At 44.7% G+C, this 23,505-nt stretch carries 17 protein-coding genes, 1 pseudogene and 1 riboswitch; of the genes and pseudogenes, 7 read left to right on the forward strand and 11 right to left on the reverse strand.

Going from position 1 to position 23,505, the window contains the following annotated elements; all coding sequences use genetic code 11:
- Nucleotides 1–248 precede the first annotated feature (248 nt).
- Nucleotides 249–1,178, forward strand: coding sequence for an L-lactate dehydrogenase (locus tag AB4Z30_RS14200; protein WP_441927371.1), 930 nt, complete (start codon nucleotides 249–251; stop codon nucleotides 1,176–1,178).
- Between the two features lie 213 nt (nucleotides 1,179–1,391).
- Here the strand turns inward: AB4Z30_RS14200 and AB4Z30_RS14205 are convergent.
- From AB4Z30_RS14205 to AB4Z30_RS14245, 9 genes and pseudogenes are all read right to left on the reverse strand, one after another.
- Nucleotides 1,392–2,550: pseudogene (locus tag AB4Z30_RS14205) on the reverse strand (chromate transporter).
- Nucleotides 2,551–2,705: 155 nt separating this feature from the next.
- Nucleotides 2,706–3,641, reverse strand: a complete 936-nt coding sequence (locus AB4Z30_RS14210) for a tyrosine-type recombinase/integrase (RefSeq protein ID WP_441927373.1) — start codon at nucleotides 3,639–3,641, stop codon at nucleotides 2,706–2,708.
- Between the two features lie 91 nt (nucleotides 3,642–3,732).
- On the reverse strand, nucleotides 3,733–4,821 hold the full coding sequence (locus AB4Z30_RS14215) for a hypothetical protein (protein ID WP_441927375.1): 1,089 nt from the start codon (nucleotides 4,819–4,821) through the stop codon (nucleotides 3,733–3,735).
- A 293-nt stretch (nucleotides 4,822–5,114) separates the two neighbouring features.
- Nucleotides 5,115–6,524: an amino acid permease gene (locus AB4Z30_RS14220; RefSeq protein WP_441927377.1), complete on the reverse strand. Its 1,410-nt coding sequence runs from the start codon at nucleotides 6,522–6,524 to the stop codon at nucleotides 5,115–5,117.
- A gap of 571 nt (nucleotides 6,525–7,095) precedes the next feature.
- Nucleotides 7,096–8,550 carry a glycoside hydrolase family 1 protein gene (locus AB4Z30_RS14225; RefSeq protein WP_441927379.1) on the reverse strand — a complete coding sequence of 485 codons (1,455 nt, stop codon included), beginning with the start codon at nucleotides 8,548–8,550 and terminating at the stop codon, nucleotides 7,096–7,098.
- A gap of 13 nt (nucleotides 8,551–8,563) precedes the next feature.
- Nucleotides 8,564–10,429 (reverse strand): beta-glucoside-specific PTS transporter subunit IIABC, encoded by a 1,866-nt coding sequence (locus AB4Z30_RS14230; RefSeq protein WP_441927381.1) that lies wholly within the window; start codon nucleotides 10,427–10,429, stop codon nucleotides 8,564–8,566.
- Between the two features lie 149 nt (nucleotides 10,430–10,578).
- A complete protein-coding gene (gene licT, locus AB4Z30_RS14235) occupies nucleotides 10,579–11,418 on the reverse strand; it encodes a BglG family transcription antiterminator LicT (protein WP_441927383.1) in 840 nt (279 codons plus the stop codon).
- 326 nt (nucleotides 11,419–11,744) lie between these two features.
- Nucleotides 11,745–13,121, reverse strand: coding sequence for an amidohydrolase family protein (locus AB4Z30_RS14240; protein WP_441927385.1), 1,377 nt, complete (start codon nucleotides 13,119–13,121; stop codon nucleotides 11,745–11,747).
- A gap of 219 nt (nucleotides 13,122–13,340) precedes the next feature.
- Nucleotides 13,341–13,913: a CGNR zinc finger domain-containing protein gene (locus AB4Z30_RS14245; protein ID WP_441927387.1), complete on the reverse strand. Its 573-nt coding sequence runs from the start codon at nucleotides 13,911–13,913 to the stop codon at nucleotides 13,341–13,343.
- A gap of 162 nt (nucleotides 13,914–14,075) precedes the next feature.
- On the opposite strand from AB4Z30_RS14245, the gene AB4Z30_RS14250 reads away from it, so the two are divergent.
- The 3 genes from AB4Z30_RS14250 (at nucleotide 14,076) to AB4Z30_RS14260 (ending at nucleotide 17,641) form a co-directional block, all read left to right on the forward strand.
- Nucleotides 14,076–14,579: a DinB family protein gene (locus AB4Z30_RS14250; RefSeq protein ID WP_441927389.1), complete on the forward strand. Its 504-nt coding sequence runs from the start codon at nucleotides 14,076–14,078 to the stop codon at nucleotides 14,577–14,579.
- A gap of 83 nt (nucleotides 14,580–14,662) precedes the next feature.
- Nucleotides 14,663–14,812, forward strand: a riboswitch (FMN riboswitch).
- A 145-nt stretch (nucleotides 14,813–14,957) separates the two neighbouring features.
- Nucleotides 14,958–15,938, forward strand: a complete 981-nt coding sequence (locus tag AB4Z30_RS14255; protein WP_441927391.1) for a DMT family transporter — start codon at nucleotides 14,958–14,960, stop codon at nucleotides 15,936–15,938.
- 194 nt (nucleotides 15,939–16,132) lie between these two features.
- Entirely contained in the window at nucleotides 16,133–17,641 is a 1,509-nt protein-coding gene (locus AB4Z30_RS14260) for an amidase (RefSeq protein WP_441927580.1), read from the forward strand.
- Between the two features lie 143 nt (nucleotides 17,642–17,784).
- Here AB4Z30_RS14260 and AB4Z30_RS14265 read toward each other — a convergent pair whose 3' ends face one another.
- Both AB4Z30_RS14265 and AB4Z30_RS14270 read right to left on the reverse strand, forming a co-directional pair.
- Nucleotides 17,785–19,356, reverse strand: a complete 1,572-nt coding sequence (locus tag AB4Z30_RS14265) for a glycoside hydrolase family 43 protein (RefSeq protein ID WP_441927393.1) — start codon at nucleotides 19,354–19,356, stop codon at nucleotides 17,785–17,787.
- A 212-nt stretch (nucleotides 19,357–19,568) separates the two neighbouring features.
- On the reverse strand, nucleotides 19,569–21,011 hold the full coding sequence (locus AB4Z30_RS14270) for an amino acid permease (RefSeq protein ID WP_441927395.1): 1,443 nt from the start codon (nucleotides 21,009–21,011) through the stop codon (nucleotides 19,569–19,571).
- Nucleotides 21,012–21,148: 137 nt separating this feature from the next.
- On the opposite strand from AB4Z30_RS14270, the gene AB4Z30_RS14275 reads away from it, so the two are divergent.
- The 3 genes from AB4Z30_RS14275 to AB4Z30_RS14285 all read left to right on the forward strand — a co-directional run bounded on the left by AB4Z30_RS14275 (nucleotide 21,149) and on the right by AB4Z30_RS14285 (nucleotide 23,474).
- A complete protein-coding gene (locus tag AB4Z30_RS14275; RefSeq protein WP_441927397.1) occupies nucleotides 21,149–21,505 on the forward strand; it encodes an AMP-dependent synthetase and ligase in 357 nt (118 codons plus the stop codon).
- A 387-nt stretch (nucleotides 21,506–21,892) separates the two neighbouring features.
- Nucleotides 21,893–22,642 (forward strand): YqcI/YcgG family protein, encoded by a 750-nt coding sequence (locus AB4Z30_RS14280; RefSeq protein WP_441927399.1) that lies wholly within the window; start codon nucleotides 21,893–21,895, stop codon nucleotides 22,640–22,642.
- 190 nt (nucleotides 22,643–22,832) lie between these two features.
- A complete protein-coding gene (locus tag AB4Z30_RS14285) occupies nucleotides 22,833–23,474 on the forward strand; it encodes a LysE family translocator (RefSeq protein ID WP_441927401.1) in 642 nt (213 codons plus the stop codon).
- Nucleotides 23,475–23,505: the final 31 nt, after the last annotated feature.

Raw genomic sequence — 23,505 nt, forward strand, 5'->3', positions numbered from 1 at the left:
CTTCGACCTAAAGGCTCACACCACCTCGGGAACCTGCCGAATGTTGAATGTTATTGCTGATTGTTGTCCTCGAATAAAAATATGTATGTCGCTTTTGGTCGTTTGAAGTCCATTTATCAACCCTTTTCTGAAGAATCTTCCTTGAAATTGGTTCATGTTGTGAAAAAAGTTATAGACAAAACTCGCTTTATCTCCTCATATCCCTTAATATGGATGGTAGTATACCCAAAAAGGAGAGGATAAAGATTATGACAACAAGTTCAGCATTGAAGCCCAGTCGTGTCGTTATTATTGGCATGGGTGCGGTAGGAACAACAACGGGGTACACGCTTATGCTCAGACAGCGTTCGTCCGAGTTGGTATTTGTGGATGTGAATCATGACAAGGCAACCGGCGAAATGCTGGATATGAACCACGGTTTACCATTTACCGGTGGCGTTAAAGTGTGGGCAGGGGACTATTCCGACTGCAAAGATGCTGATATTATTATCATTACTGCGGGCGCTTCACAAAAGCCGGGCGAGACACGAATTGATCTCCTGAAGAAAAATGCAAGCATTTTCAAAGATATCATCGATCGGATTACAGAGGTTAACTCTCATGGTATTTTGTTAATTGCGACTAATCCTGTCGATATCTTATCCTATACTTCCTGGAAACAAAGCGGCTGGCCAGCTTCCCGGGTCATCGGCTCAGGTACATTGCTGGACAGCGCACGGTTCCGTTATCTGATTGGTAAAAATAAAGGCATTGACCCACGCAGTATTCACGCTCACATTATCGGTGAACACGGGGATTCCGAGGTACCTGTCTGGAGTCTTGCCAACGTTGCAGGAACGGATCTTGAACTCGACGAAGAAACACAGCAGGACATTTTTAACAGCACCAAAAATGCAGCCTACGAGATTATTAATGCCAAAGGAGCTACTTCCTATGCAATCGCACTTGCACTGGACCGTATTGTGGCTGCAATCCTGGGTAATGAAGGCTCCGTTCTGAACGTATCCACATTGCTTGAAGATTACAACGGCGTTTCTGATGTGTATCTAGGTGTGCCTTGTGTCGTAGATCGTCATGGCGTGCGTGAGATTCTGCCGCTTCCGTTGAATGAGACTGAAAAATTAGCCTTCCAGGCATCTGCGAACAAACTAAAAGAACAGATAGCTGGACTGGAATAACATATACATTATCCAATAAAAGAGACCATTCCAAGACTCTGCACAGAGTTCTGGATGGTCTTATTTTGTCGGCCTTAGATTGTCCCACTTGTCCTAAAAAATATTGCTTTCATCACAACTAATAATGATGATTATAATTAATGATTCAATCTTTAACTTATTATATTAACTACAACTAATAGTTTACATAATAATAATGACGGAAACTATAACTCAATTTACGATCATACCTCCAACGATACCTAACAAAACAATAACCCATGGTGGACACTTCCAGAAGTTCAGCAACACAATCAAAATACATACCAACGCAAAATCGGCAGGTGAGAACACGGCCGTTGTCCACAGCGGTTGATAGAGTGCAGCAAGCAAAAGCCCTACGACTCCTGCGTTTATTCCCGCCAGCGCCCCTTTCATGTGTGGGTTACTGCGAAGCACATTCCAGAAGGGCAATGCACCAATAATGAGCAAAAACGCCGGTAAAAATATAGCAATCGTAGCAATAAACGCCCCTGCTCCACCCATAGAAACAGCCCCAAGGTACGAAGCAAAGGTAAACAACGGACCAGGGACTGCTTGCGTAGCACCGTAACCAGCCAGAAAATCATCTTTGTTTACTAACCCGTGCGGTACAAGTTCCTGCTCCAGCAGCGGCAGCACCACATGACCCCCACCAAATACCATGGAGCCTGCTCGGTACATGGAATCAAACAGGGCAATCCACTCCGAATTTATGATCTGCCGCAGGATCGGCAATAACAAAAGCAAACCTGCAAATACGACTAAACACAGCACAGCCAAGCTGCGGCGGATTGGAACATTCATTAGCATAACAGGAGCGTTGGGGGTATCGCGGTACATCCTCCAGTCAATGAGACCTGCAAGCAGGATCAATATGACCTGACTATAAGGAACTGTCCATAGCAAAGCCGCCGCAGCCACTAACACAGCGATCGTAATCCTTACTTTATCAGGGGTGAGCTTATGAGCCATGCCCAGAATGGCATGCGCAACAATAACTACAGCTACGATTTTCAATCCGCTGATCCAACCCGCTTGGCCCACATCATATCCCTTTAACAAAAAGGCAAAATGCCACTAAGACGAGCACGGATGGCAAAGTGAATCCGATCCAGGCCATTAACCCGCCAAGCAGACCTGACCGCATGACACCGATGCCAATCCCCACCTGACTACTAGCTGGTCCAGGGAGAAATTGACACAAATCCACGAGATCAGCGTAATTCTGTTCATCGATCCATTTTCTTTTTCGTACATATTCATTATGAAAATATCCCAAGTGCGCTGTCGGGCCTCCAAAGGAAGTGAGTCCCAGTTTGGTAGCTACGATTAACACTTCCCACAGTGTCAGCCATCAATTTGGTGGAATATCTTGATCTTGATGATTGGAAGCTGGATCGCCTATATTCATGCTCGCCCATCTCTCCTAGCAGGTAATGTACGCTGATGTCCCTGTAAATTAAAGTTAGTCCTCATTTTGAATGCGAGAAAACTTGTTCTTATATTCTAATTCGTTGCTTCACTGGCTGGAAGTTTAACCTCTAGTAAAGCCATTGCCTCTTCTTTTTCCCGGCTAGTAACATGGGTGTATACTGTTGTCGTTTGAATGGAGGCATGTCCAARCAGCTCCTGTACCGTGCGCAGATCAGCTCCCCGCCGCAACATCATGGTGGCGAATGAGTGACGCAGCTTATGGCTTGAATAATTTTGGCGTTGATGCGCAGGAGCTTCCTGCTGGAAGCGTCCGAAGGTTTCCGTAGAGATGAGCTGAATACTGCGAATGGATAGACGCTTTCCTTTTTGCGAAATAAACAAGGCCTCTTCTTTCTCGCCGCGCCACGGGTTCAACCGCTCTCCAAGAGCCTGAGATAACACCTCTGCAACCGTTTCGGGAACCGGGATGGAGCGCCATTTTCGCCCCTTACCAAACACATCGAGTGTGCGCCGCTCGGGATTGTAGTCCTTACAATTGAGGGCATGAACTTCCCCCACCCGTAGCCCCATGTACCCCATAAGCAGGAACACCGCTAAATTACGGGTACGATACTTGCCTTCCACGGATGCCAGAAAGCGGGTCAAACCACCTTCGTCCAAAAAGACGGGGGCACGGTTTTTCTCCGTTTTGGATTTTTTAATACCCGAAGCCGGATTATTTGTCAGTACTTCAAGTTCGATGAGGGATTTGTAAAAACAGTTGATCGCCGCGTGTTTACGATTCCGAGTAGCATCACTGACGCCACGCTCCCGCGCACGAGACAGATAAGAGAGCACATGCAGCTTCTTCACTTGCTCCAGCGATTTCCCCTGAATAGTAATGAGGAACTCCACCACATCCCCAGTGTAGGATTTGACCGTATGTCCTGTGTAGCCGGCATCCTTCATCCAAATATGAAAAGCTTCCAGTTCATCGGCATACTGCTCCTGAATCTCTTCATTAATCATCTGCTCCCTCACCTCCTCTGATTTCTCCTGTACTGACTTCCCTGCATGAAACGATCTTATCATCTACAATCCGATGACAGAACATGGACGCTCAGGTCAATGGAAAATCAACTTCTTCCACAATAACGACATCAGCCATTAGCAAAATTGTATCCGGTTTACCCGTGCTACGTGTGAGCACAAACGATGGAATTGGATTTTCATGAATCTCATTCACCGATTCCGCAATTTGAACATACAGATCCAGAAGAAGTGTTTCTCCTTCGCCTGGAATATCAATAACCGGCCAATCTTTGCGAATGCAATCCGCCCAAAAAGCCAGCTCATTCGCTGGAACAATGCTTAACTGCTGCACCTTGGGATCAATGTAAAATATCGCTTGTCGCTCAGGCCCATCCTCAAGCTTGTCCCATGCCAACAAATTAGCGCCTTGCTCGTTTGGTGGAGAGTAGATGGAATAACACCACGGAGTCATACCCCATACTACCGCCATAAGCCCTTCTTCCAATAAAATATCCAGATTACCTTCAGTAAAATGTTCAATCAAATTATGGTTACCTGGCCCAAGCAGTTCCTCTACTCGCTTCGCGAGACGATCTAGGTCTGCAAGAATGAATCCTCTCCGGCCGTAGGAGTCAAACACATGATGATTTCGAGTCCATTCTGCAGATGGCGAATCGAGCATCGGGGATTCTGCCGGGAACAGAGTGATATGTACCGTGTTCACTTGTGCGTATTTCACCATCGCTAGCTGTTCCGGTTCTAACGGCCCTTCTGCGATTCGGGGTGTTTTTCGGTGCAAAGCAATGCGCACTTCATATTCTCCCTCTTTATAAGGCGCGAGATCAAGTTCAATCGGATCATTTATGCCTTGAATCGAAGCCATTGAAATCCGGCTATTCTCGGTCAAATAAATCGCATATTGCACAAACGATATTTCAGTTCCATAGAGAATACCAGCATCCTCTCGGTGGATAGGTGTCTGCAATTGCTGGGCAATCACGGAAACTTTACGGCTATCCTCCAGATGTCGCTGCGGATCGATGTCCAACTGCACATCATCTGCACCATCCTCTTGTGATATAATCAGCTTCGCCTCGGCGAGAACGGTTGAATCCGCAAGTGCAAACCCAAAATGCGACGAGTGTTCATTAAAACTGTTATGTAATGATTCCTTCATAAATTAACCCCTCTCTTCGGTTCTGGTTGCAGATCACACCCCCAAATATATTTCATATTTGGTTTAGCCGCAACCCCGACCTGATGATGAATCCAGTTTGTTCCCTCTAAACGTTACCCATTTGAACAACCTGTCTAACTCACTTAAAATGCATTTAACATTAAATTTTCATTATCATTTCTTCATGCGGTTAACATCATTTCTTGCCTTTCTCGACTCATGTGAACGCACAAAAAAATCCCAGTCCTTCGTTTATTGAAGGAGTGGGATTCAATTATAGTTTAAGTTTGGATTCACTTCCGCCGAAACGGATTCAGATGACTATGATGGCGACCATAGGCAAAATAGATGATTAATCCGATGATAAGCCAGCTAAAAAATGTAATCCATGTCAGTGCCGCGAGGCGAGTCATCAGGTAGAAACAGCCGAGAGCACTCAAGATCGGAATCAACGGTACCAGCGGAACGCGGAATCCCCGTTTAAGATCAGGGTTATTTTTTCGCAATACGATAATCCCGATACTCACTACAGCAAAAGCAAACAACGTTCCTATATTCGTTAGTTCTGCCAGATGGCCGAGAGTGATAAATCCGGAAAACAAAGCAACGATTATACCTGCAAGCCAGCTTCCAACTGCCGGCGTCTGACTTTTTCCACTTACTTTGGAGAAAACGGGAGACAACAAACCATCACGTGACATGGAGTAAAGCAGACGTGTCTGACCATACATCATGACGAGCAACACCGTTGTGATTCCCGTAATGGCCCCGAGGGATACGATCCACGATAAACCATTTAATTGAACGAATTCAAATGCAAAAGCGACCGGATCACTGACATTTAACATGTTGTACGGTACGATACCTGTCAGAATCAGAGATACCACAATATAGAGGATGGTACAAACTGCAAGTGATGAAATAATACCAATTGGCAAGTCCCGTTGCGGACGTTTCACCTCTTCAGCTGCAGTGGATACAGCATCAAATCCGATATAAGCAAAAAACACCGTAGCTGCTCCTGCGGTCACACCTGAGAAACCAAACGGCAAGAAAGGATGCCAGTTCGCTGGCTGAACGTAAAACACACCCACACCAATGAAGATCAGTACCACAATAATTTTAATCGCTACCATGATTCCATTCGCTCGTGCCGCTTCCTTTACCCCACGGGTTAACAGGAACGTTATGATTAACGTAATCACAGCTGCTGTAATGTCAAAATATGTGCCTTTATCCGGATTAAAAGCACTCGTTAACGCATGAGGCAACTCTATTCCGAACCCGGATAATAAAGTCTGGAAGTACCCCGACCAACCACTGGCTACCGCCGCACTCGCAAAACCATATTCCAGAATGAGATCCCAACCCAGAATCCACGCAATTACTTCACCAAATGCGGTGTAGCTATACGTGTAAGCGCTTCCCGATGCCGGGATAGTCGAAGCAAATTCAGCGTAACATAGAGCGGCAAAAGCACAGATAATACCCGCCAGTAAAAAGGATAACACCAGACCAGGGCCTGCATACTTGGCAGCTGCTACACCTGTAAGTACAAAAATACCTGTACCAATAATCGCCCCAACGCCTAGCGTCATTAGATCAAAGGCTCCAAGTGCCCTCTTCAAAGCACCGCTCTCATTTGTTTGGCTACCGATTGGTTTTTTACGGAATAACACACTGATTTTTTCATTTCTGCTCATACGCATGTTCCTTTCATGGTGAAGCTTGAATGTGTTGCCACGTAATAACGACGAAGGTTGTCTCATCTGTTCTACGAAAAACTCATTTGTTCTATCTTATCCATCACCTATAAAAACCTATCGAATTCTACACGTTATCGCGTTGAATGATTAAATTTTTTTTGAGAGATAGCTTATTTTGACCTTTTTCCGCGAAAAATATCATGTTCTGTTGCCCAGGCTGAATTATGAAAATGGATTAAAACAAAAACTGCGTATAATTTATATTATACGCAGTTTTTTCGTATACTCTCACGAACTAGAATACGCCTTATTCGGTTGTTATATGAATTATCGCAGAAGAAAGACATTTTCAGCTTTTTCTGCTGTCATCTCCTCCCTTAATTCGTCAGATGAGCGCGCCTCCCACCGCCTAATTTCTGTTTTGGATGAATAGGTGTGTTGTTAAATAAAAAAAAGCCGCTAAATTCAGCGGCTGCATAAAATCTTTTAAATCATCCTATTGTTGCGCAATATCCATATCTCTCGACTAATGATTATCGAGCAACGGTACTAATCCTTACTCCTAATCCTATTGCAGGTCTTCTCCATTGGATTCAATCACTTTTTTATACCAATAGAAACTGTTCTTTTTACTTCTTCTCAGTGTACCTTTGCCTTCATTATCCTTATCTACGTGTATGAAGCCATAGCGCTTGGCCATTTCACCCGTGGAAGCACTAACAATATCGATGCAACCCCAAGCTGTATAACCGATTAAGTTAACGCCGTCGCGGACAGCTTCTCTCATCTGTTCAATGTGGGCGCGCAAAAACTCAATCCGGTACGTATCGTTAATAGTGCCATCCTCTTCAACGACATCCACTGCACCCAGACCATTCTCTACAACCATCATTGGGATGCGATACCGATCATAGACGTGGTTCAAAACATACCGGAGCCCGACCGGATCAATCTGCCAGCCCCAATCCGTCGCTTTCAGATACGGATTTTTGTATCCACCAAAGACGTTACCTTGGGTCTCATCACCCTCTGGTCGCGTACCCACCACATGAGATTTATAGTAGCTAAAGCTATAGAAATCCACACAACCTTGTTTAAGAACTTCTTCATCGTCTTCAGCCATTTGAATGTGGATATTTTTCTCTTCAAAATACCTCTTGGCAAAGTCAGGATATTCGCCTCTAACTTGTACGTCACTGCTCATCATATTGTTGATTTGATCCATTCTTAGCGCTTGTAACATATCTTCCGGTTTACATGTACTTCCGTAACCATGACTGTAATTGATCATACAACCGAGTTTGAAGTCTGGATTGATCTGATGCGCAAGTTTGACAGCTTTGGCACTCGCCACAAATTGATGGTGCAACGCCTGAAATCTCATCTGCGTGCTGTCTACTGATGTATTGTTAAATACACCGCCATTTTTATCAACCAGAAGTCCTCCTGCCAAGTAGGCACCTGCCGGAACAATCAGGCTATTAATCTCGTTAAACGTGATCCAATACTTCACCACATCTTTGTAACGATTAAAGATTGCGTCGCAATACTTTACGTAACAATCGATCATTTCTCTGGAAGCCCAAGCGTTGAATTTCTCGGTTAAAGCGAACGGTGCTTCATAATGGGAAATTGTAACGATCGGTTCGATATTATACTTTTTCAATTCATTGAATACATTGTCGTAAAATTGAAGCCCTGCTTCATTCGGCGCTGCATCGTCTCCGTTAGGGAAAATTCTGGACCATGCGATGGACATTCTATAACTACGGAAACCCATCTCTGCAAACAAGCGGATATCTTCCTTGTAATGATGATAAAAATCTACAGCTTCATGAGAAGGGTAATGAACCCCCTCTTCAGTCGTTATCGTAATGCGACGGGGAACCGTATGGGTTCCGCCCGTCATCATATCGGCTGTACTCGCTTTTTTTCCATCAAGGTTCCAGGCACCTTCATATTGATTCGCCGCTGTTGCACCGCCCCACATGAAAGATTCAGGGAAAGTATTTTTGTTATTCATGAAACATTCCTCCTTAAATAATCTTGATGAGATTTTCACCGATTGTAATTGATTCTTTATCCGTTGTGATGACATCTACAAAATCATCCGAATTCGTAACAATGATCGGTGTAGTCAGATCGTAACCCTTAGCCGCTATGGCATCCGTATCAAACTCAATGAGCAAATCCCCAGCTTTTACAGTATCGCCTTCTTGGACGTGTACTTTGAAATGCTCCCCTTTCAGCTTTACGGTATTCATTCCGATGTGAATGAGAAGCTCCGCACCATCATTTGAACTAATACCAATGGCATGGGACGTAGGGAAAACCGCAGATACCAAACCGCCCGCTGGTGCTACAAGTTTTCCAACTGTAGGCACAATAGCGATTCCTTTTCCCATAGCGCCAGTTGCAAAAGCTTCGTCATTAATCGTAGATAACTCCATAACTTTACCAGTCAACGGAGCAGTGAGGACATGTTCAGAAACACCGGCAACCGTTGTACGATCGTTCGTAGACGTTTTTTCTTGTGTTGCTTGATTCTTTCCATCCTCAGGTACATCTTCAAATCCTAAGATAAGAGTCATGATGAATGTAACTACAAATGCAATCACACAACCAATTGCAGCATGAACCAGGTTCCATGGATGATCTGTGATAAATGCGGGTAGCGTAGCTATACCTGCAATACCCAGAGCCGATCGAGCTACACCGAACAATCCGACATATATACCCGCTACCGCGCCACCAACGATTACAGCGATCAGCGGTCTTTTCAAACGTAAATTCACACCAAACAAGGCGGGCTCGGTAATTCCGAGAAGTGCCGTTATACTGGTAGAATAAGCAACTTGTTTAAATGCTTTATTTTTAGTTCTCATTGCAACTGCAAGTGCAGCAGCACCTTGAGAAATATTGTGTACAAGCATACCCGGACCAACAATACTATCCGTCTTCGTCTGTGCATAAGCAGTGAGCACAACAGGTCCCAAACTATAATGCATACCTGTCATAATCAGGAACGGGAATGCCCCGCCGATAATACCAGATACTAACCATCCTGCATGTGTATTCACAAAAGAAACGGCTGACGCAAGGTAGTTACCTGCAATGGCACCGATTGGACCTAGTACAATCAGTGTTAGTGGAGCCATAATAAGAATAACGACCAATGGTTTAAGAATAGATTTAATAACCGATGGAGAATACTTCTCAGCAAAGCGTTCCACATACGACAAGATCCATACCGCTAAAATAATTGGAATAACCGACGAAGTATACGTCGCTGGTGTGACAGGTAGTCCCAAAAACGCAACAGGCTCACCTGCAGACATCAACGCCCCTAATGAAGGATGCAGCAGAACACCTGCAATGGTTAATGCAAAGCCCACGTTAGCTTTAAGCTTGACAGCCGCACTCCAAGCAAGCAGCATCGGCAAGAAGTAATACGCCGCATCACCGATAAAGGTCATAATCGTATTGAATTGTCCATCCAGATCAACAAGATCAAATGTTTTCAAAATAAGAAGAACGGCTTTGATCATCGCACAACCAATCATGGCTGGCAGGATCGGTGTAAAGATTCCGGAGATCGTGTCCAGAAGCGTAGTCAGTTTTCCCTTTTTCACAGTAGGAGCGTCGTCATTGGTTGTAAAGTTCCCCAGCTTCGTCAAAGCTTTATACACATTGTTTACCTCGTTACCAATGATGACCTGATACTGCCCACCACTGCTGGCAACACCTACAACCCCTTGGACATTCTTTAAAGCTTCATCATTCGCGACCTTCTCGTCTTTCAGATTAAATCTCAACCTTGTAGCACAGTGTGTTACACTATCTACATTTTTTTCTCCACCGACCAGTTTCAAAATCTCGGCGGCTGTGCTTTCATGTTTCATGTACTGCTCCCCCTCAAACGTTTTTAGGTATAAAAAAAGACCTAGAATTCTATCGAATATAGATAAGCTCTATACACGATGGAACTCTAGGTCTTGCCTGCCTCGCCAGTAACAATCCTAGTATACACATTATAGTGGCCGATGAAGGATTAATCCTTCTCTTCATCAATAACCCTTTTGATATGAACCGTTAAATATACCAATTCATCTTCTGTTAATTCTTTTCCATAATCGACCCGAATCAGCTGTGCAATTCGGAGACTACATTGATATTCATTCGCATACTTTTCTTTAATGATATGGAGAAAATCACTGTCACCGCTTTTCATAACCGTATGATTAAACAAGCGATAGGCGAAAAACTTCAAATGTGTGACTAGTCTGGAATAATGGAGTGAACTTTCATTAAAATGTATATTAAACTGATATCGAATAATATTCAAGACTTTTTGAATCAACTGCGTAATCTTCATGGTTTCTTCCATTTCGGATCCCAGTTCTGCATTGACGATATGAAGCGCAATGAACCCTGCCTCATCTTCAGGCAGTGTAATGTTAAATTCCTCATTAATCATATCCCGGGCTTTCATAGCCACACGAAATTCATTGGAATAAAACGCTTTAATTTCAGACAGCAAAGCATTATTGAAATTCATACCTTGCTTATAACGTGCCACGGCAAAGTTAATATGGTCCGTTAACGTTAGATATATATTTTCATTGAGTTCCTTGTTTAAGGACTGCTTGGCATACTGAATGATACTATCGGATACACGAATATATTCCATCGGGATCTGTGCCAGCAGGGCATATAATTTACCAGTTACATTTTTGGATTTCAGAAAAAATTCTTTTTCAATCTTAACTGTGTCCACATCGTCTCCCTTTTTCTTCTGAAATCCAATGCCACTGCCTAAAAGCATCATTTCCTGGCGCCGTTCATTGACTGCACAGACGACATTGTTGTTAATAATTCGTGTGATCTTCATCGGAATCTCCTTTTAAAATGAAACGTTAACAGAATTTAGCAACAAAAAAAGACCATTAATCATGCACACATGGAAAAATACAATTCTGCATGTTTGCATTATCAATCGGTCTTGCCTGCTGATCAGTAACAATCCTGATTAAATTCATTATTAACTTATACCGCTATCTTAGTAGAAAGCGTTCTATTTGTCAACACACATTACTTACTCCAACCTCAATTTCATGAGAAAACAACTTTCAAAAAACGGATTAGAGAACAAAGACAAGGAAGAGCCGTATTGTGGATGAACGGCCCCTTCGCCTTATTTATTGTATGACAGCTCTATTATGAGAAAACAACCCGATTCGCATCGGACATCCGATATTGCGTTAACAAATATTCTGTACTCCGCATGGCTTTCCGCCGAATTTCATTCAAATTGACATGCAACAGCTTGCCCTCTCGCTTCACAGGTTTCCCCGCAATAAAAACCGTATCTACATTGGACGGATTCGCGAATTGCACAACGGCACCAATCGGATCATGCACGGGGAACAGGTTCAGATCCGTCGTGCGAATCATGATTACATCTGCCTCTTTTCCCGGCGTGAGCGTACCTGTTTTTTGCTCCAGTCCTAAAGCCCTTGCACCCGCGGAGGTTGCGAATCGCAGAACCTGACTTGCCTGCAAACTGAGTTCACCCGGCATCTCACCCTGTTGCAAAAGGTGCTCATTCGTTCTTGAACGCTCAGCTTGCAACGCAAATTTCATCTGTGAAAACATATCTCCGCCCGTCGAAGTCACAACATCTACGCCAAGCGTTGGCGTACCTCCATGCTCCAGAAAGTATCCTGTAGCCGGGTAACCATGTCCCATCATCATCTCGACTTCAGGTGTGACCGACAAAGAGGCTCCGCTGTCTGCGAGCATTTTGAATTCATCCATGCCCATCGTATTACCATGAACAACATTAATGCGCGGGCTGAGTAGTCCTGCCTCATACATTCGGTTGATCGAACGATCTACAGATCCCCAGCTTCCGAAACCGACATGCATCGAACAAATCGCATCCAGTTCTTCTGCAAGCCGAATGTCCTGCACCGTTGTATCCCAATGGCTAAACTCTGGTCCACGAATCGCAAGTCCATAGGTGAGTAGTTGATCATTCGAAGAGAAATATCGCTCTTTAACACCTCTAACATTTTCGGGATACAACAGCTTGCTATCTCGATTCCAATACGCCGTTTCCCCTGGCACACCATGGGCAAAAACAGCACGAATTCCTGCATCCTGAAGTCCTCGAATCAGCTCATCCGTATGCTCAGCCGAGTATGGCATGCTCCAGTCCAGCACCGTGGTGACACCTGCATTAAGCGCTTCCAGAGATCCCAGCAGATTGGCGATATAGCTGTCCTGAGGACGAAGCTTGCTTCCCATAGCTCCATAGTACAAATTTTGCAGATACACGGGCAGCGACCAGTTGGTACCGGCTGTTTTGACGAGCGATTCCCACATATGCCGGTGTGTATCCACCAGCCCAGGCATAATAATCATATCTGAAGCGTCGATGAGCTCAATATCTGTAGCATCTGACACCTCGATATTCGGTTGAATGTCCGCGATTAAAGAATCCTGAATAAGTACATCTGCCCGGTTATACTGACCAATACGAGCATCCATCGATAATACACAACCGTTTTTCAAAAGATAACTTGTCCCCATGAGACACCTCTCCCATCATAATGGTTTGTAAAATGATCTGATCTGCATTGCTTGTTCTTACAAATGATTTATGACTATATTTTCGCTAGTATATATATATTATATATCAAATGTTTATATTTATCAAATTCTGGAAGAGCTACCTTCGACCTATATGGAGATTTCACGGATTGTAAAGGTTTGAACTTAACTGGTGAACTTAATTGGTAAACTTGATTGTTAAACTTCATTTTTTTCCTCATTAGAGTGCATTTTTCGTTTCGCTCGAAAACGTCTCACCTTCATTAGATTACCGCACATCTTATCATCACAATATTTCTGGGTCCTGCTCCGGGTATCATCATAGAAGATCCAGCGGCAGTCCGGATTGTCACAGGAGCGCATTCTCTTCCCCTCACCCTCCACGAGCGTAATAGCAAAATCAGCCGCGACCTCTGCCATCACCTGAACCCAATGTGCTTGAACGGGAACCAGTGTAACTTCCCATCCTTGTTCCTTTGAGATGAATCGTCTGATGACTTCACCAGCCTGCATAAAGTCATTCAACCAGGCTTGATCCTTCTCAGTGAAGGACTTCCCGTTAGACAAACGGATAGCCAGAGACTGTAAATCATCTCTAAAACTTCTCAATGCGGATTCCTCTTCAATCGATGCCGGTATTGGCGCTTCTAATTGCCACCGATTTAAAAAGTCTTGCTGCCAGCTTGCGTTTCCCAGTCTGTCTTCTGATCGATCCCCACCACGCCAATCATGATAATCGCTGTTCACAAAATCAGTCCATAATCTATCCATGAGAGCCTCCGATTAATGTAACTATCTAAATTATAATAAGATGGTTACATTAATTAAAATTGTGTTATATTAATTGTAACCATTTCAACCCACATTAGCTAGTTACCAACATGAAGATGCAAGAACGAGATGAGTCTGTCAGGAGAGGAATGAATTTTAAAAATGAAAACGGTAACCACAGCATTGGATGTATTGGTTATTCAGAATGATGATACTTGGGATCAATGTAACTGGATCGTCCCATTGTCCAAGGCTCTGGAGGGGCTGACCACTGAACAGGCTGCCTGGATTCCGCCTTCAGGTGGACTTAGCATATGGCAACTGGTCAATCATATGTTTTATTACAACCAACGGATCTTGGATCGACTCCAGAGAAAAACTCCCTCTGCACCCGCTGCCGATTCTAACGTAGCTACTTTTGGTATGTCCGGGGATCCCTTGAACGAAGCAGGCTGGAGCAAGCTTATGGAACAAACGACGAAACTGGCTGAGCAGTTGCGCGATACCCTTGCTACATTACCGGAAGCGAAACTCGAAGAAGCTTATATGGATTCCGAACAAAATTGGGCTCAGACGCTTGCCCGCTGGGTTCTCCACGATGCTTATCATGCAGGTCAAATTGTGCTGTTACGTAGACAACAGGGATGCTGGAGTATTGTTTTCTAAAAAAACACTTGAACTGATAGCGTTTACAGGAATAAGATGAACTTCATAAGGTTACAACTTGTTCAATACACTAATTAATTGAATAGGATCTTCGGGGTAGGGTGCAATTCCCAACCGGCGGTGATGTTCTTATAGAACCAGCCCGCGACTCGCTGTTTAGGTTACCACTTCGCAGCGACTGACTTGGTGAAATTCCAAGGCCGACGGTACAGTCCGGATGAGAGAAGATCAACACAATGGCAGGCCATATAGGGAAGTCTTTTTCCCTGACGCCTTGTCTTTGAATGGTCCCCCGTTTATTTGGCGTACGCCAAGGACGGGGGATTTTGTCGATTTTGCCAACTGAAGATTCCGTGTTCTGACGAAGGAGTCCTGAATATGGAAAACACATCAACTGAATCAACATTGTATCGCAAGGAACGAGGCAACACCGGATTTTGGCTAGTTGTGCTAGGCGCAGCCCTCTGGGGCGTAGACCCCTTATTCCGCATCCTTTTGCTAAAAACGATGACTTCTACACAGATTGTTCTAATCGAACACATCATCGTCAGTCTTGTTGCGATACCGGTATTATGGAAATTCCGAGATGATCTAAAAAAATTGCGTGCACGTCACTGGATCGCTGTCATCTTTATCTCCTGGGGAGGCTCAGCCCTGGCAACAGTATTATTCACTTTGGCACTAACCCATAACGATCCCAACACGGTATTGTTATTGCAAAAAATGCAGCCACTCTTCGCGATTGTACTTGCGAAATTAATATTAAAAGAAACACTCCCGCGTCACTTCGGCGGACTGTTCATCATTGCGCTGGCAGGAACATATCTGCTTACTTTTGGCTTCTCGCTACCGCTCGGCAACTGGAATAACTGGATTCATGCAGGCAGCCTGCTGTCTCTTGGTGCCGCAGCTTTATGGGGTGGTTCTACCGTTATGGGCCGGCTAATGCTCGGGCAGGCGCGATATGAAACGGTGACCTCCCTTCGCTTTGTCGTTGCACTTCCGCTCCTGATCTTCATGACCTGGAATGAAGGCGCTCCTTGGACACTTCCCGCAGGTACAGGTGCACAAGCAGCTGTTATTCTGAATATTTTGGGGCAGGCACTATTGCCTGGCTTGCTCAGTCTGCTTCTCTACTATAAAGGATTGTCTTCAACCAAAGCTTCTGTTGCAACCCTGGCGGAACTAAGCTTCCCGATGGCAGGTGTGCTCGTGAACTGGATTGCCTTCCGTACGCTGATAACCTGGGAGCAATTGCTTGGCTTTATCCTGATCTGGATCGCACTATTCCTGATCTCCAAACAGCAGGAACGCTCTACACCAATCGCCGAGGCCGCACCCAAACTTCGCACAGAGTAATACATTTTCATCTGGTTCAAACAATATAAGCACTGTTTCTACTTTCGAGGTGAGCAGTGCTTTTATTCTGCCGTTTTTTCTTCTATTATAATGGCTTCTCGTTTTGTCTTTTGTCTACCTAGGTGGTACGATGGTTTATGAAACTTGGAACATGTAATCTTAAAGGAATTATTTTCAGAGAGGAACGATTATTAATGTCTTCATTCTCATATACCTCCTATGACGCCATAGGGCTCGCCGAACTGATTCGCTCCAGGGAAGTCTCCCCGGTTGAATTGCTCGAAGCTGCCTATGCACGTCTGGAAGAAGTGAACCCACAACTTAATGCCGTTATTCGTACATATGAAACTCGGGCTCGGCAGGAAGCCAATAAGGTTCGTCCTGGAGAACAGCCATTTGCAGGTGTGCCGTTGCTACTCAAAGATATTTCTCAATCTTTGGAAGGTGAACTTCTTACCTCCGGCTCACGTCTGTTCAGCGAACATCGTGCTCTTCGCAATTCCAATTTCGTAACTCGTTTGCTTGAAGCAGGCTTTATTGTGATCGGACATACGAATACACCAGAATTCGGATTAAAAAATATAACCGAGCCCCGGCTGCATGGCCCTACACGTAATCCATGGAATGTGAATCATTCTCCCGGCGGTTCAAGCGGCGGTGCCGCTGCCGCTGTGGCATCAGGTATCGTGCCGCTTGCCGGAGCAAGCGATGGTGGTGGTTCCATTCGAATTCCCGCTTCCTTCAGCGGTTTATTCGGACTGAAACCAACACGCGGACGCACTCCGGTTGGTCCGGGCGTTGGACGCCAGTGGCAGGGAGCCTCAATTGATTTTGCCTTATCCCGCTCCGTCAGAGACAGTGCTGCACTGCTGGATACGCTCCAGATTATCCAACCGGAGGCCGCATTCCATGCACCTTTATTCCCGGGAAGTTACCTTGCTGATATGAATTATCCTCACCAACGCAAGTGGCGTATCGCCTATACGACGGATTCACCTGTCGGCACACCTGTCAGTGAAGATGCCAAAGAGGCGGTGATGAAACTAGTCCGTTTCCTTGAAACCCAAGGGCATCATGTCGAGGAAAAGTTAAGTCCAGTCAATGGCGTACGCCTGATGGAGAACTATTATATGATGAACAGCGGCGAGATGGCTGCCATGATTTCTTCCATGGAATATGGCTTGGGTCGCTCACTTACCGCAGATGATATGGAGATTGAGTCCTGGGTACTGGCTGAAGCGGGCAAAAAAGTATCTGCTGCTGAATTTGTTCACAGTTTGGCCGAATGGGACGTGGCGGCTGCGCAGATGTCTACCTTGTTTGAACGGTATGATTTTTACATCACACCTGTCAATGCTTTTCCAGCACCACGGGTTGGAGAACTGACACCACATGCGGAGCAGATTCAACATCTGATGTCTGTCAGTGATCTGGGCAAAACAGCGCAACAAGAGCTCATTTATGAGATGTTCAAACCAAGCCTCACCTATACCCCTTTCACGCAACTTGCGAATCTGACAGGCCAACCTGCCATTAGTCTTCCTCTACATTTGACAACGGAAGGGTTGCCAATGGGCGTACAAGTTATGGCAACGAAAGGCCGTGAAGATTGGTTATTACATCTGGCGGGACAACTTGAAAATACAGAGCTGTGGGTTGGCATGCAGAATAATCCGATGTTTCCAACCTCGACTATAGCTTAACAATTGCATAGTTAAGGAAAGAAGCCAGCAGGACATAACTGCTTGGCTTTTTTCAGTAAATTGGTTTACATAATAAAAATGATGTAATGTGCATGTTGAACTATAAATGAAAAGGCCGGATGGCGAGAAAAAACGTATAGAGATTAGACTGGTTCATCTCCCGACTCGTAATTGAAGTATTCCACATCTACGTATCCTTGTTCTCTTTCATGGTTCAAGTTATATACACCAACGCGATCTCCACGATAATGTCCCCATCCCAGTTGATAGACATCACCAAAGGGAATAAATTTCTCGCCATCGAGGCTATATTCATACCTGTTTTCACCACGCAAGTTCCAAATCGATCTTAACCACAGGTTAGTCGCATCAGCATCAATAGATGGACCCCATTCCATTGTACCTGACTGATTATACTTCAATACCCGCGTTCCTTGCTGCTGATGAACACCGATCGTACAATAAGTTTGCCCAAAATGGCATAGACCCGATTCCTGATCGTCAACCATACCCCGCATATCAAACTTGGCAGTCACTACGTTATGAGGAACACGATATGCTCGTTGGGAAAGAGTATTCGGTATCTTAAAGAAATCGTCCCTTTCAGAAGGAAGACAAGCATATAAACGTAAATATCCAGGTCTCTCTGTTAAAGACCACGATCCATTCTTGGGCTGGTGATTCCATCCCCAATGAGACTGTAGTACCGGGCGATTGAAATCATCATTTACGGTTAAAATAGTTTTGGGATAGCCGTGAATTGGTTTTGTTCCTCCCCATACCATCTCTCCAACACCATCGCCGTCTGTATCCTCACCAATAATTGGCCAACCTTCAACCCACGTAACGGGAAGCAGGTGAAGAGTTCTGCCCTCAAAGTAGCCACCGGCTCCTTGATGACTAATGAAATACCACTCCCCAGACGGTGTTTGCACAAGTCCGCCTTGATTCGGTTCGCGGTCCACTTCCACACCATGCGTATGAATTAACTCTTTTTCTTCGTAAGGACCGTATAAATGCTCCGAACGGAGCATCATAACAACCCTTACCTCCTCACCATTTCTTGGTCGAACCTCACTGTGGAAAATGTAATAAAGTCCGTTTATTTTGTAAATTTTACTCGCTTCGCTACCTTTATATTGATGGATCACGACACCACTATCATGCAAAATTTGTTTTCCATCGTCGCTAAGTTTGAACAGATAAATATTGTAATTGTCAGCAAAATTGGTAGCCACCAGATATCCTTGACCGTCATCGTCCCAAAAAGGACAACAATCATCCCAGCCAGCAATTTCCCAACTATGATAAAGAGGCTCCCATGGGCCAGCAGGATCTGCTGCTGTGCTCACGAACAATCCCTCATCCGGCGTAAAAAAATACACCCAAAATTTGTTGTCATGAAAACGGATAGCGCCTGCCCAGACTCCTTTTGCATAACGGTTCATTCGATCATACCGATATTCTGGTCCGATCACGGTTAAATCCTCTACGACATGACTAATCACATTCCAATTCACCAGATCTTTAGAGTGCAGAACAGCCAGACCTGGTGAACAATGTAACGTAGATGAGATCGCATAATAGTCTTCCCCAACGTTTATCACATCTGGATCGCAGTAATCTCCGGGCAAGACTGGGTTGACATAAGTACCGTCCCCTTGGTCGCCCCATTTTCCTTCACGGGAAAACAAAACGTAATCTTTGTTCATCATCGTTCTCCTCCATCGCTTTTCTGGGATGCCGATAACCTATATATTGAGCTCTGATACATTAAACTACGAATCTCGTAATCATCATAATACTTGAAATTTATTCAATTAGATAGAATTAAACACGCTCCCGATGTTTTACAGGGATCGTGTTTGACAAGAAAAACATTGGTGAATTAAATCAGAACATACGCAACTCCTCGCCGAGATGAAGTTTATTTGATTTTGCTCCTCTGCTTTCGAATACCCGTAATATGAAAGCCTGCTCTCTCCGAGGGGCTGCTCTCGCCTGCTCGCTCCGTCTGTTCGCGTTGCTCCTTATCTGGAGCAAATGGTGTTTTTTTGCGCTTACGTTGAACGATGATATCACTTAGAGCAATCAGAGAAACCAGCAGTAAACTGATAAAGAAACCAGGCCGGCTTAGGCCATGAAAAAGAGTTCCTGTTATAGCCATGCTAATCAGAACCAATCCAGTCCAGCGTTTTATGACATCTATTGTGCGAGATTTCAGCAACCGACCTGAGGAGAGCAAGATGAACAGCCAGTTATACATCAGCATTAAACCTGCTGCTGTCGTTACATATTCATAGACTTTTCCAGGAAGCAGTAACGACATGATAATCGTACCAATCAAACCGCATCCAATTAGACATAAGGCAAATAGAGGGTATTTCTTCTTCCATTTCTGTGAGAATAACTTGGGTGCATCCCCCTCCTTCGCCAGCGTAATCATCATGGACGTTACTGCATAAAGCGATGCGGTCATGGTAGAAAACCCGGCCACAATGAGAACACCGTTGAACAAATGCGGTACAAAAGCGAGGTGATCACTGCTCAGTGCAAGCACAAACGGACTTTCTTTCGGATTAAAAGCAGACAGCGGCACCATCGTTAATGCAAGACCAATGGATACAACATACACCGCGGACAGCGAAATAAGCATGACTTTACCCGCCTTGGGCGCATCATCCGGTTTTTCTAGTCGATACGACATAATACCGAGTACTTCAATACCGCCATACGCATAGAACGCAAACAGGAATGCAGACCACAAACCGAGACCACCTTTTGGAAAAATAGAAGCCATGTCCATCGGTACCTTATGTGCATATTTGGTGCCCCCAATCCAACCGGCAAGCAAAGCGACCGCCAGAACCAGAAACATGATTATAGCCGCAATTTTAATGACTGCGAGTACATTTTCAACCCGGTCGAATCCCTTGTTTCCAAAGAACACAATACATAAACCGACGATTCCATACCCTGCGGCAAAGATCCAGAGTGGCACGCCCGGAAACCAGAAGCGCGAAAAGATAGAAAGTGCAGTCAATTGGCTCCCCATAATGAGAAGCTCCGAAAACCAATAGACCCATCCACTCGCAAAACCTGCCCATGCGCCAAACGCCTTCTTCGCATATGAACGAAATGATCCTTGCTCCGGATGATCTGAAGTCATGCGTGCGAGTGCATCAAAAACAATGTATGTACCTAGCGCAGCAAGCGCATAAACAATAACTACGGCAGGACCGCCAATGGTAATAGCTAGACTTGATCCTAGAAAATAGCCCGTTCCAATGGTTCCCGCGACACCCAGCAGACTGAGTTGCCACCATTTCAATTTCTTTTCACCTGATGATTTGCTTGAAGCCTGACTCATTTCGTCAATCCTTTCCACTCTTGATAGTCGTCGCAGCAGGTAGCCTTCCCCAATTAGAGCAAAACATCTCACTGAATATTTCTTCATGCCTCTCAACATAATACACAGGTAAATTCAAACACTTAGGAGGTAATATCATGAACCAATTTTCACAATCTCAACAGATTACGCAACTCGCTCAACAGCTGACGCAACAAACCCAACAAGCATCCATGCAATATCAACAATTGCTACGACAAGAGCAAAGTAATGCACAACAACTGGAGCAATTGGCTGCGCGCGAGCAGCAGGCTGCACATATTATCCAAACGGCCCTGCAAGGACATCAGACAGCAATTCAACAATTGCAACAGATTTCTAACCTTGCTCAACAGCTTGCGAACACCTCTTCACAGCATGTATCCTACATCGATCAACCTTACAACACACCAAACACGACAATCCAGGGCCAAGGTCAATCTTTCGGAAACTTCTCGAACCAGCACCGCCAATAGATTCAGAAGATTTGGTCTATCATGCTAAGAGAAACAAGGAGCTCGTTTAACGGGTTCCTTTTGCTGTTTAAACTCATATAGATCCAAAAAATGCCGCCGAATCGCGCTTGTACGGTGCAATCAGATTAATCAGCTCTGCACGATAGAAAGGCATGGCATTCATCAACTCTATCGTTGCTTGCATTTCTAGTTTCCTATGATTTTTAAAATATATGTACTTTTATTATTAGTAATCTTTAGGGAACGACAAAAACACGCCAGAGCAAGAGCTTGTCCCCTCTTTTTTTGCCCTTCTCCATCAATGTTTACTTTAATGTTTACTTTCATAAATGGACAGTCACCATTTTACTTGCGGGCGATATCCTATAAGTAAAAGGAGGCTTACTGATGTCGCTATTGTTTTCTTCTACTGATATGGAAAATGGTGAGCTCCCGCTGGACTTGTGGCAAAGGGATGCTTATCGTTTGTTCTCCGCCAAGATGAGTGACCGGGAGGCCAGGTTCCCCTGCATTCCTGCAACCCAGGCATACGCACTGGGTCATCTTCGATATGGATTTGTCTTTCAGTCCAAACGTCTTTCTCTTGCGGAGCAATTATCAAAAATTGTATCGGAATATGGAGCTTCTTCACGTTCCTTCGGAGATTATTCATCACTAGTCATTTTTTTTGAACAAGAAAAAGAACCCAAAGATGTGCTCACTTACGAACAATCATTCTGGAACCTGTTAAGTGAGATGCGAAGTCTCGATACCGAATCTTGGCCAGCAGATATTCCCGAGGACCCGGAGAATCCCCTGTGGGAGTACTGTTATAACGATGAACGGTATTTCGTTTATTGTGGTACACCGGCCCATAACTCAAGACAAAGTCGTCATTTTCCCTATTTTATGCTTGCTATGACACCTCGCTGGGTACTTAATCTGTGGAATGAACAGCCCCAGCGGGCTGAAGCGATTGGCCCAAGGATTCGTGCCAGGCTTGCTGCCTACGACACCGTTCCCGCACATCCTGAATTAAAGCAGTACGGGGCAGAAGGTAATCTGGAATACAAACAGTATTTTCTGCGAGATGATGATACGGCCCCATCCAAGTGTCCTTTTCTACGCTCATTGCAGCAAGAAAAAGCGAGAGAATAGAATTTCGCATTCTAAACAAGCTCTCCTCCGAATAAGCTTTATACCAGCCTAAAGTATGTGAGGAGAGCGGACTTTTTTTATTTTTCACTTGATATAAGGTGGTACATAGACGTGTCCAAAGGAGCTTTTTAAATAGAAATGGACAAGCTGTGAGTATCTTTTATTCTAACCTGTCAGAAAGGATATGATTATGGAGATTTATGTGAAGTTTATCCTGATTGGTCTTGCTATTGCGATGCCTGTAGGAGCCATCACGGTAGAGATGACCAAGCAGGGACTACGAAACGGATTCCTTCATGGTTGGGCGGTCGGTCTGGGCGGTATGACACTGGATATGGCTTTGATTATTGCGATGTATTTTGGATTTGCTGCACTGTTGTCCATTCCTTTCGTTCAGATTCCGTTATGGCTGGCTGGCGCAGGATTTTTGGCTTATTTGGGATATGACTCCATACGCAACTCAGATGTGAACCTGTCCACCACGGACGGAAAAGGAGCACAAGCCCCCTCCTTTTGGCGGACTTATCGTAACGGTTTGCTGGTTGCGATCTCCCCAGGGAATCTGATGTTTTGGGTTTCTGTCTTTGGTGTTGTGTTATCCGACTCCTATCAATCCGCAGGTAAGCTCAGTTTTATCATTGCAGCAATCGGAATATTATGCGGCATTTTACTACATGATCTTGGCCTACTTACCATCGTATCCATCACACGCAAAATGATGAGTCCCAAGATGGTGCAACTCGTCTCCAGCCTGGCCGGAGTTCTTCTGATTGGCTTTGCGTTTTACTTTTTGTACAAGTTTGTCATCGCACTATGGCAAGTTGTTTTTTAAGAATAAAGCTCCTGTACATTCATTCGTCGCC

The organism is Paenibacillus sp. 2TAF8 (genome assembly GCF_052114825.1).
In the GTDB taxonomy this organism is placed as follows: domain Bacteria; phylum Bacillota; class Bacilli; order Paenibacillales; family Paenibacillaceae; genus Paenibacillus.

Bases quoted from the DNA above. Each gene is read 5' to 3' on its own strand.
- AB4Z30_RS14245 (WP_441927387.1), bottom strand. From the start codon at position 13,913: ATGGATAGATTATGGACTGATTTTGTGAACAGCGATTATCATGATTGG.
- AB4Z30_RS14255 (WP_441927391.1), top strand. From the start codon at position 14,958: ATGGAAAACACATCAACTGAATCAACATTGTATCGCAAGGAACGAGGC.
- AB4Z30_RS14270 (WP_441927395.1), bottom strand. From the start codon at position 21,011: ATGAGTCAGGCTTCAAGCAAATCATCAGGTGAAAAGAAATTGAAATGG.
- AB4Z30_RS14250 (WP_441927389.1), top strand. From the start codon at position 14,076: ATGAAAACGGTAACCACAGCATTGGATGTATTGGTTATTCAGAATGAT.
- AB4Z30_RS14200 (WP_441927371.1), top strand. From the start codon at position 249: ATGACAACAAGTTCAGCATTGAAGCCCAGTCGTGTCGTTATTATTGGC.
- AB4Z30_RS14285 (WP_441927401.1), top strand. From the start codon at position 22,833: ATGGAGATTTATGTGAAGTTTATCCTGATTGGTCTTGCTATTGCGATG.
- licT (WP_441927383.1), bottom strand. From the start codon at position 11,418: ATGAAGATCACACGAATTATTAACAACAATGTCGTCTGTGCAGTCAAT.
- AB4Z30_RS14230 (WP_441927381.1), bottom strand. From the start codon at position 10,429: ATGAAACATGAAAGCACAGCCGCCGAGATTTTGAAACTGGTCGGTGGA.
- AB4Z30_RS14220 (WP_441927377.1), bottom strand. From the start codon at position 6,524: ATGAGCAGAAATGAAAAAATCAGTGTGTTATTCCGTAAAAAACCAATC.
- AB4Z30_RS14215 (WP_441927375.1), bottom strand. From the start codon at position 4,821: ATGAAGGAATCATTACATAACAGTTTTAATGAACACTCGTCGCATTTT.
- AB4Z30_RS14260 (WP_441927580.1), top strand. From the start codon at position 16,133: ATGTCTTCATTCTCATATACCTCCTATGACGCCATAGGGCTCGCCGAA.
- AB4Z30_RS14265 (WP_441927393.1), bottom strand. From the start codon at position 19,356: ATGATGAACAAAGATTACGTTTTGTTTTCCCGTGAAGGAAAATGGGGC.
- AB4Z30_RS14280 (WP_441927399.1), top strand. From the start codon at position 21,893: ATGTCGCTATTGTTTTCTTCTACTGATATGGAAAATGGTGAGCTCCCG.
- AB4Z30_RS14275 (WP_441927397.1), top strand. From the start codon at position 21,149: ATGAACCAATTTTCACAATCTCAACAGATTACGCAACTCGCTCAACAG.
- AB4Z30_RS14225 (WP_441927379.1), bottom strand. From the start codon at position 8,550: ATGAATAACAAAAATACTTTCCCTGAATCTTTCATGTGGGGCGGTGCA.
- AB4Z30_RS14240 (WP_441927385.1), bottom strand. From the start codon at position 13,121: ATGGGGACAAGTTATCTTTTGAAAAACGGTTGTGTATTATCGATGGAT.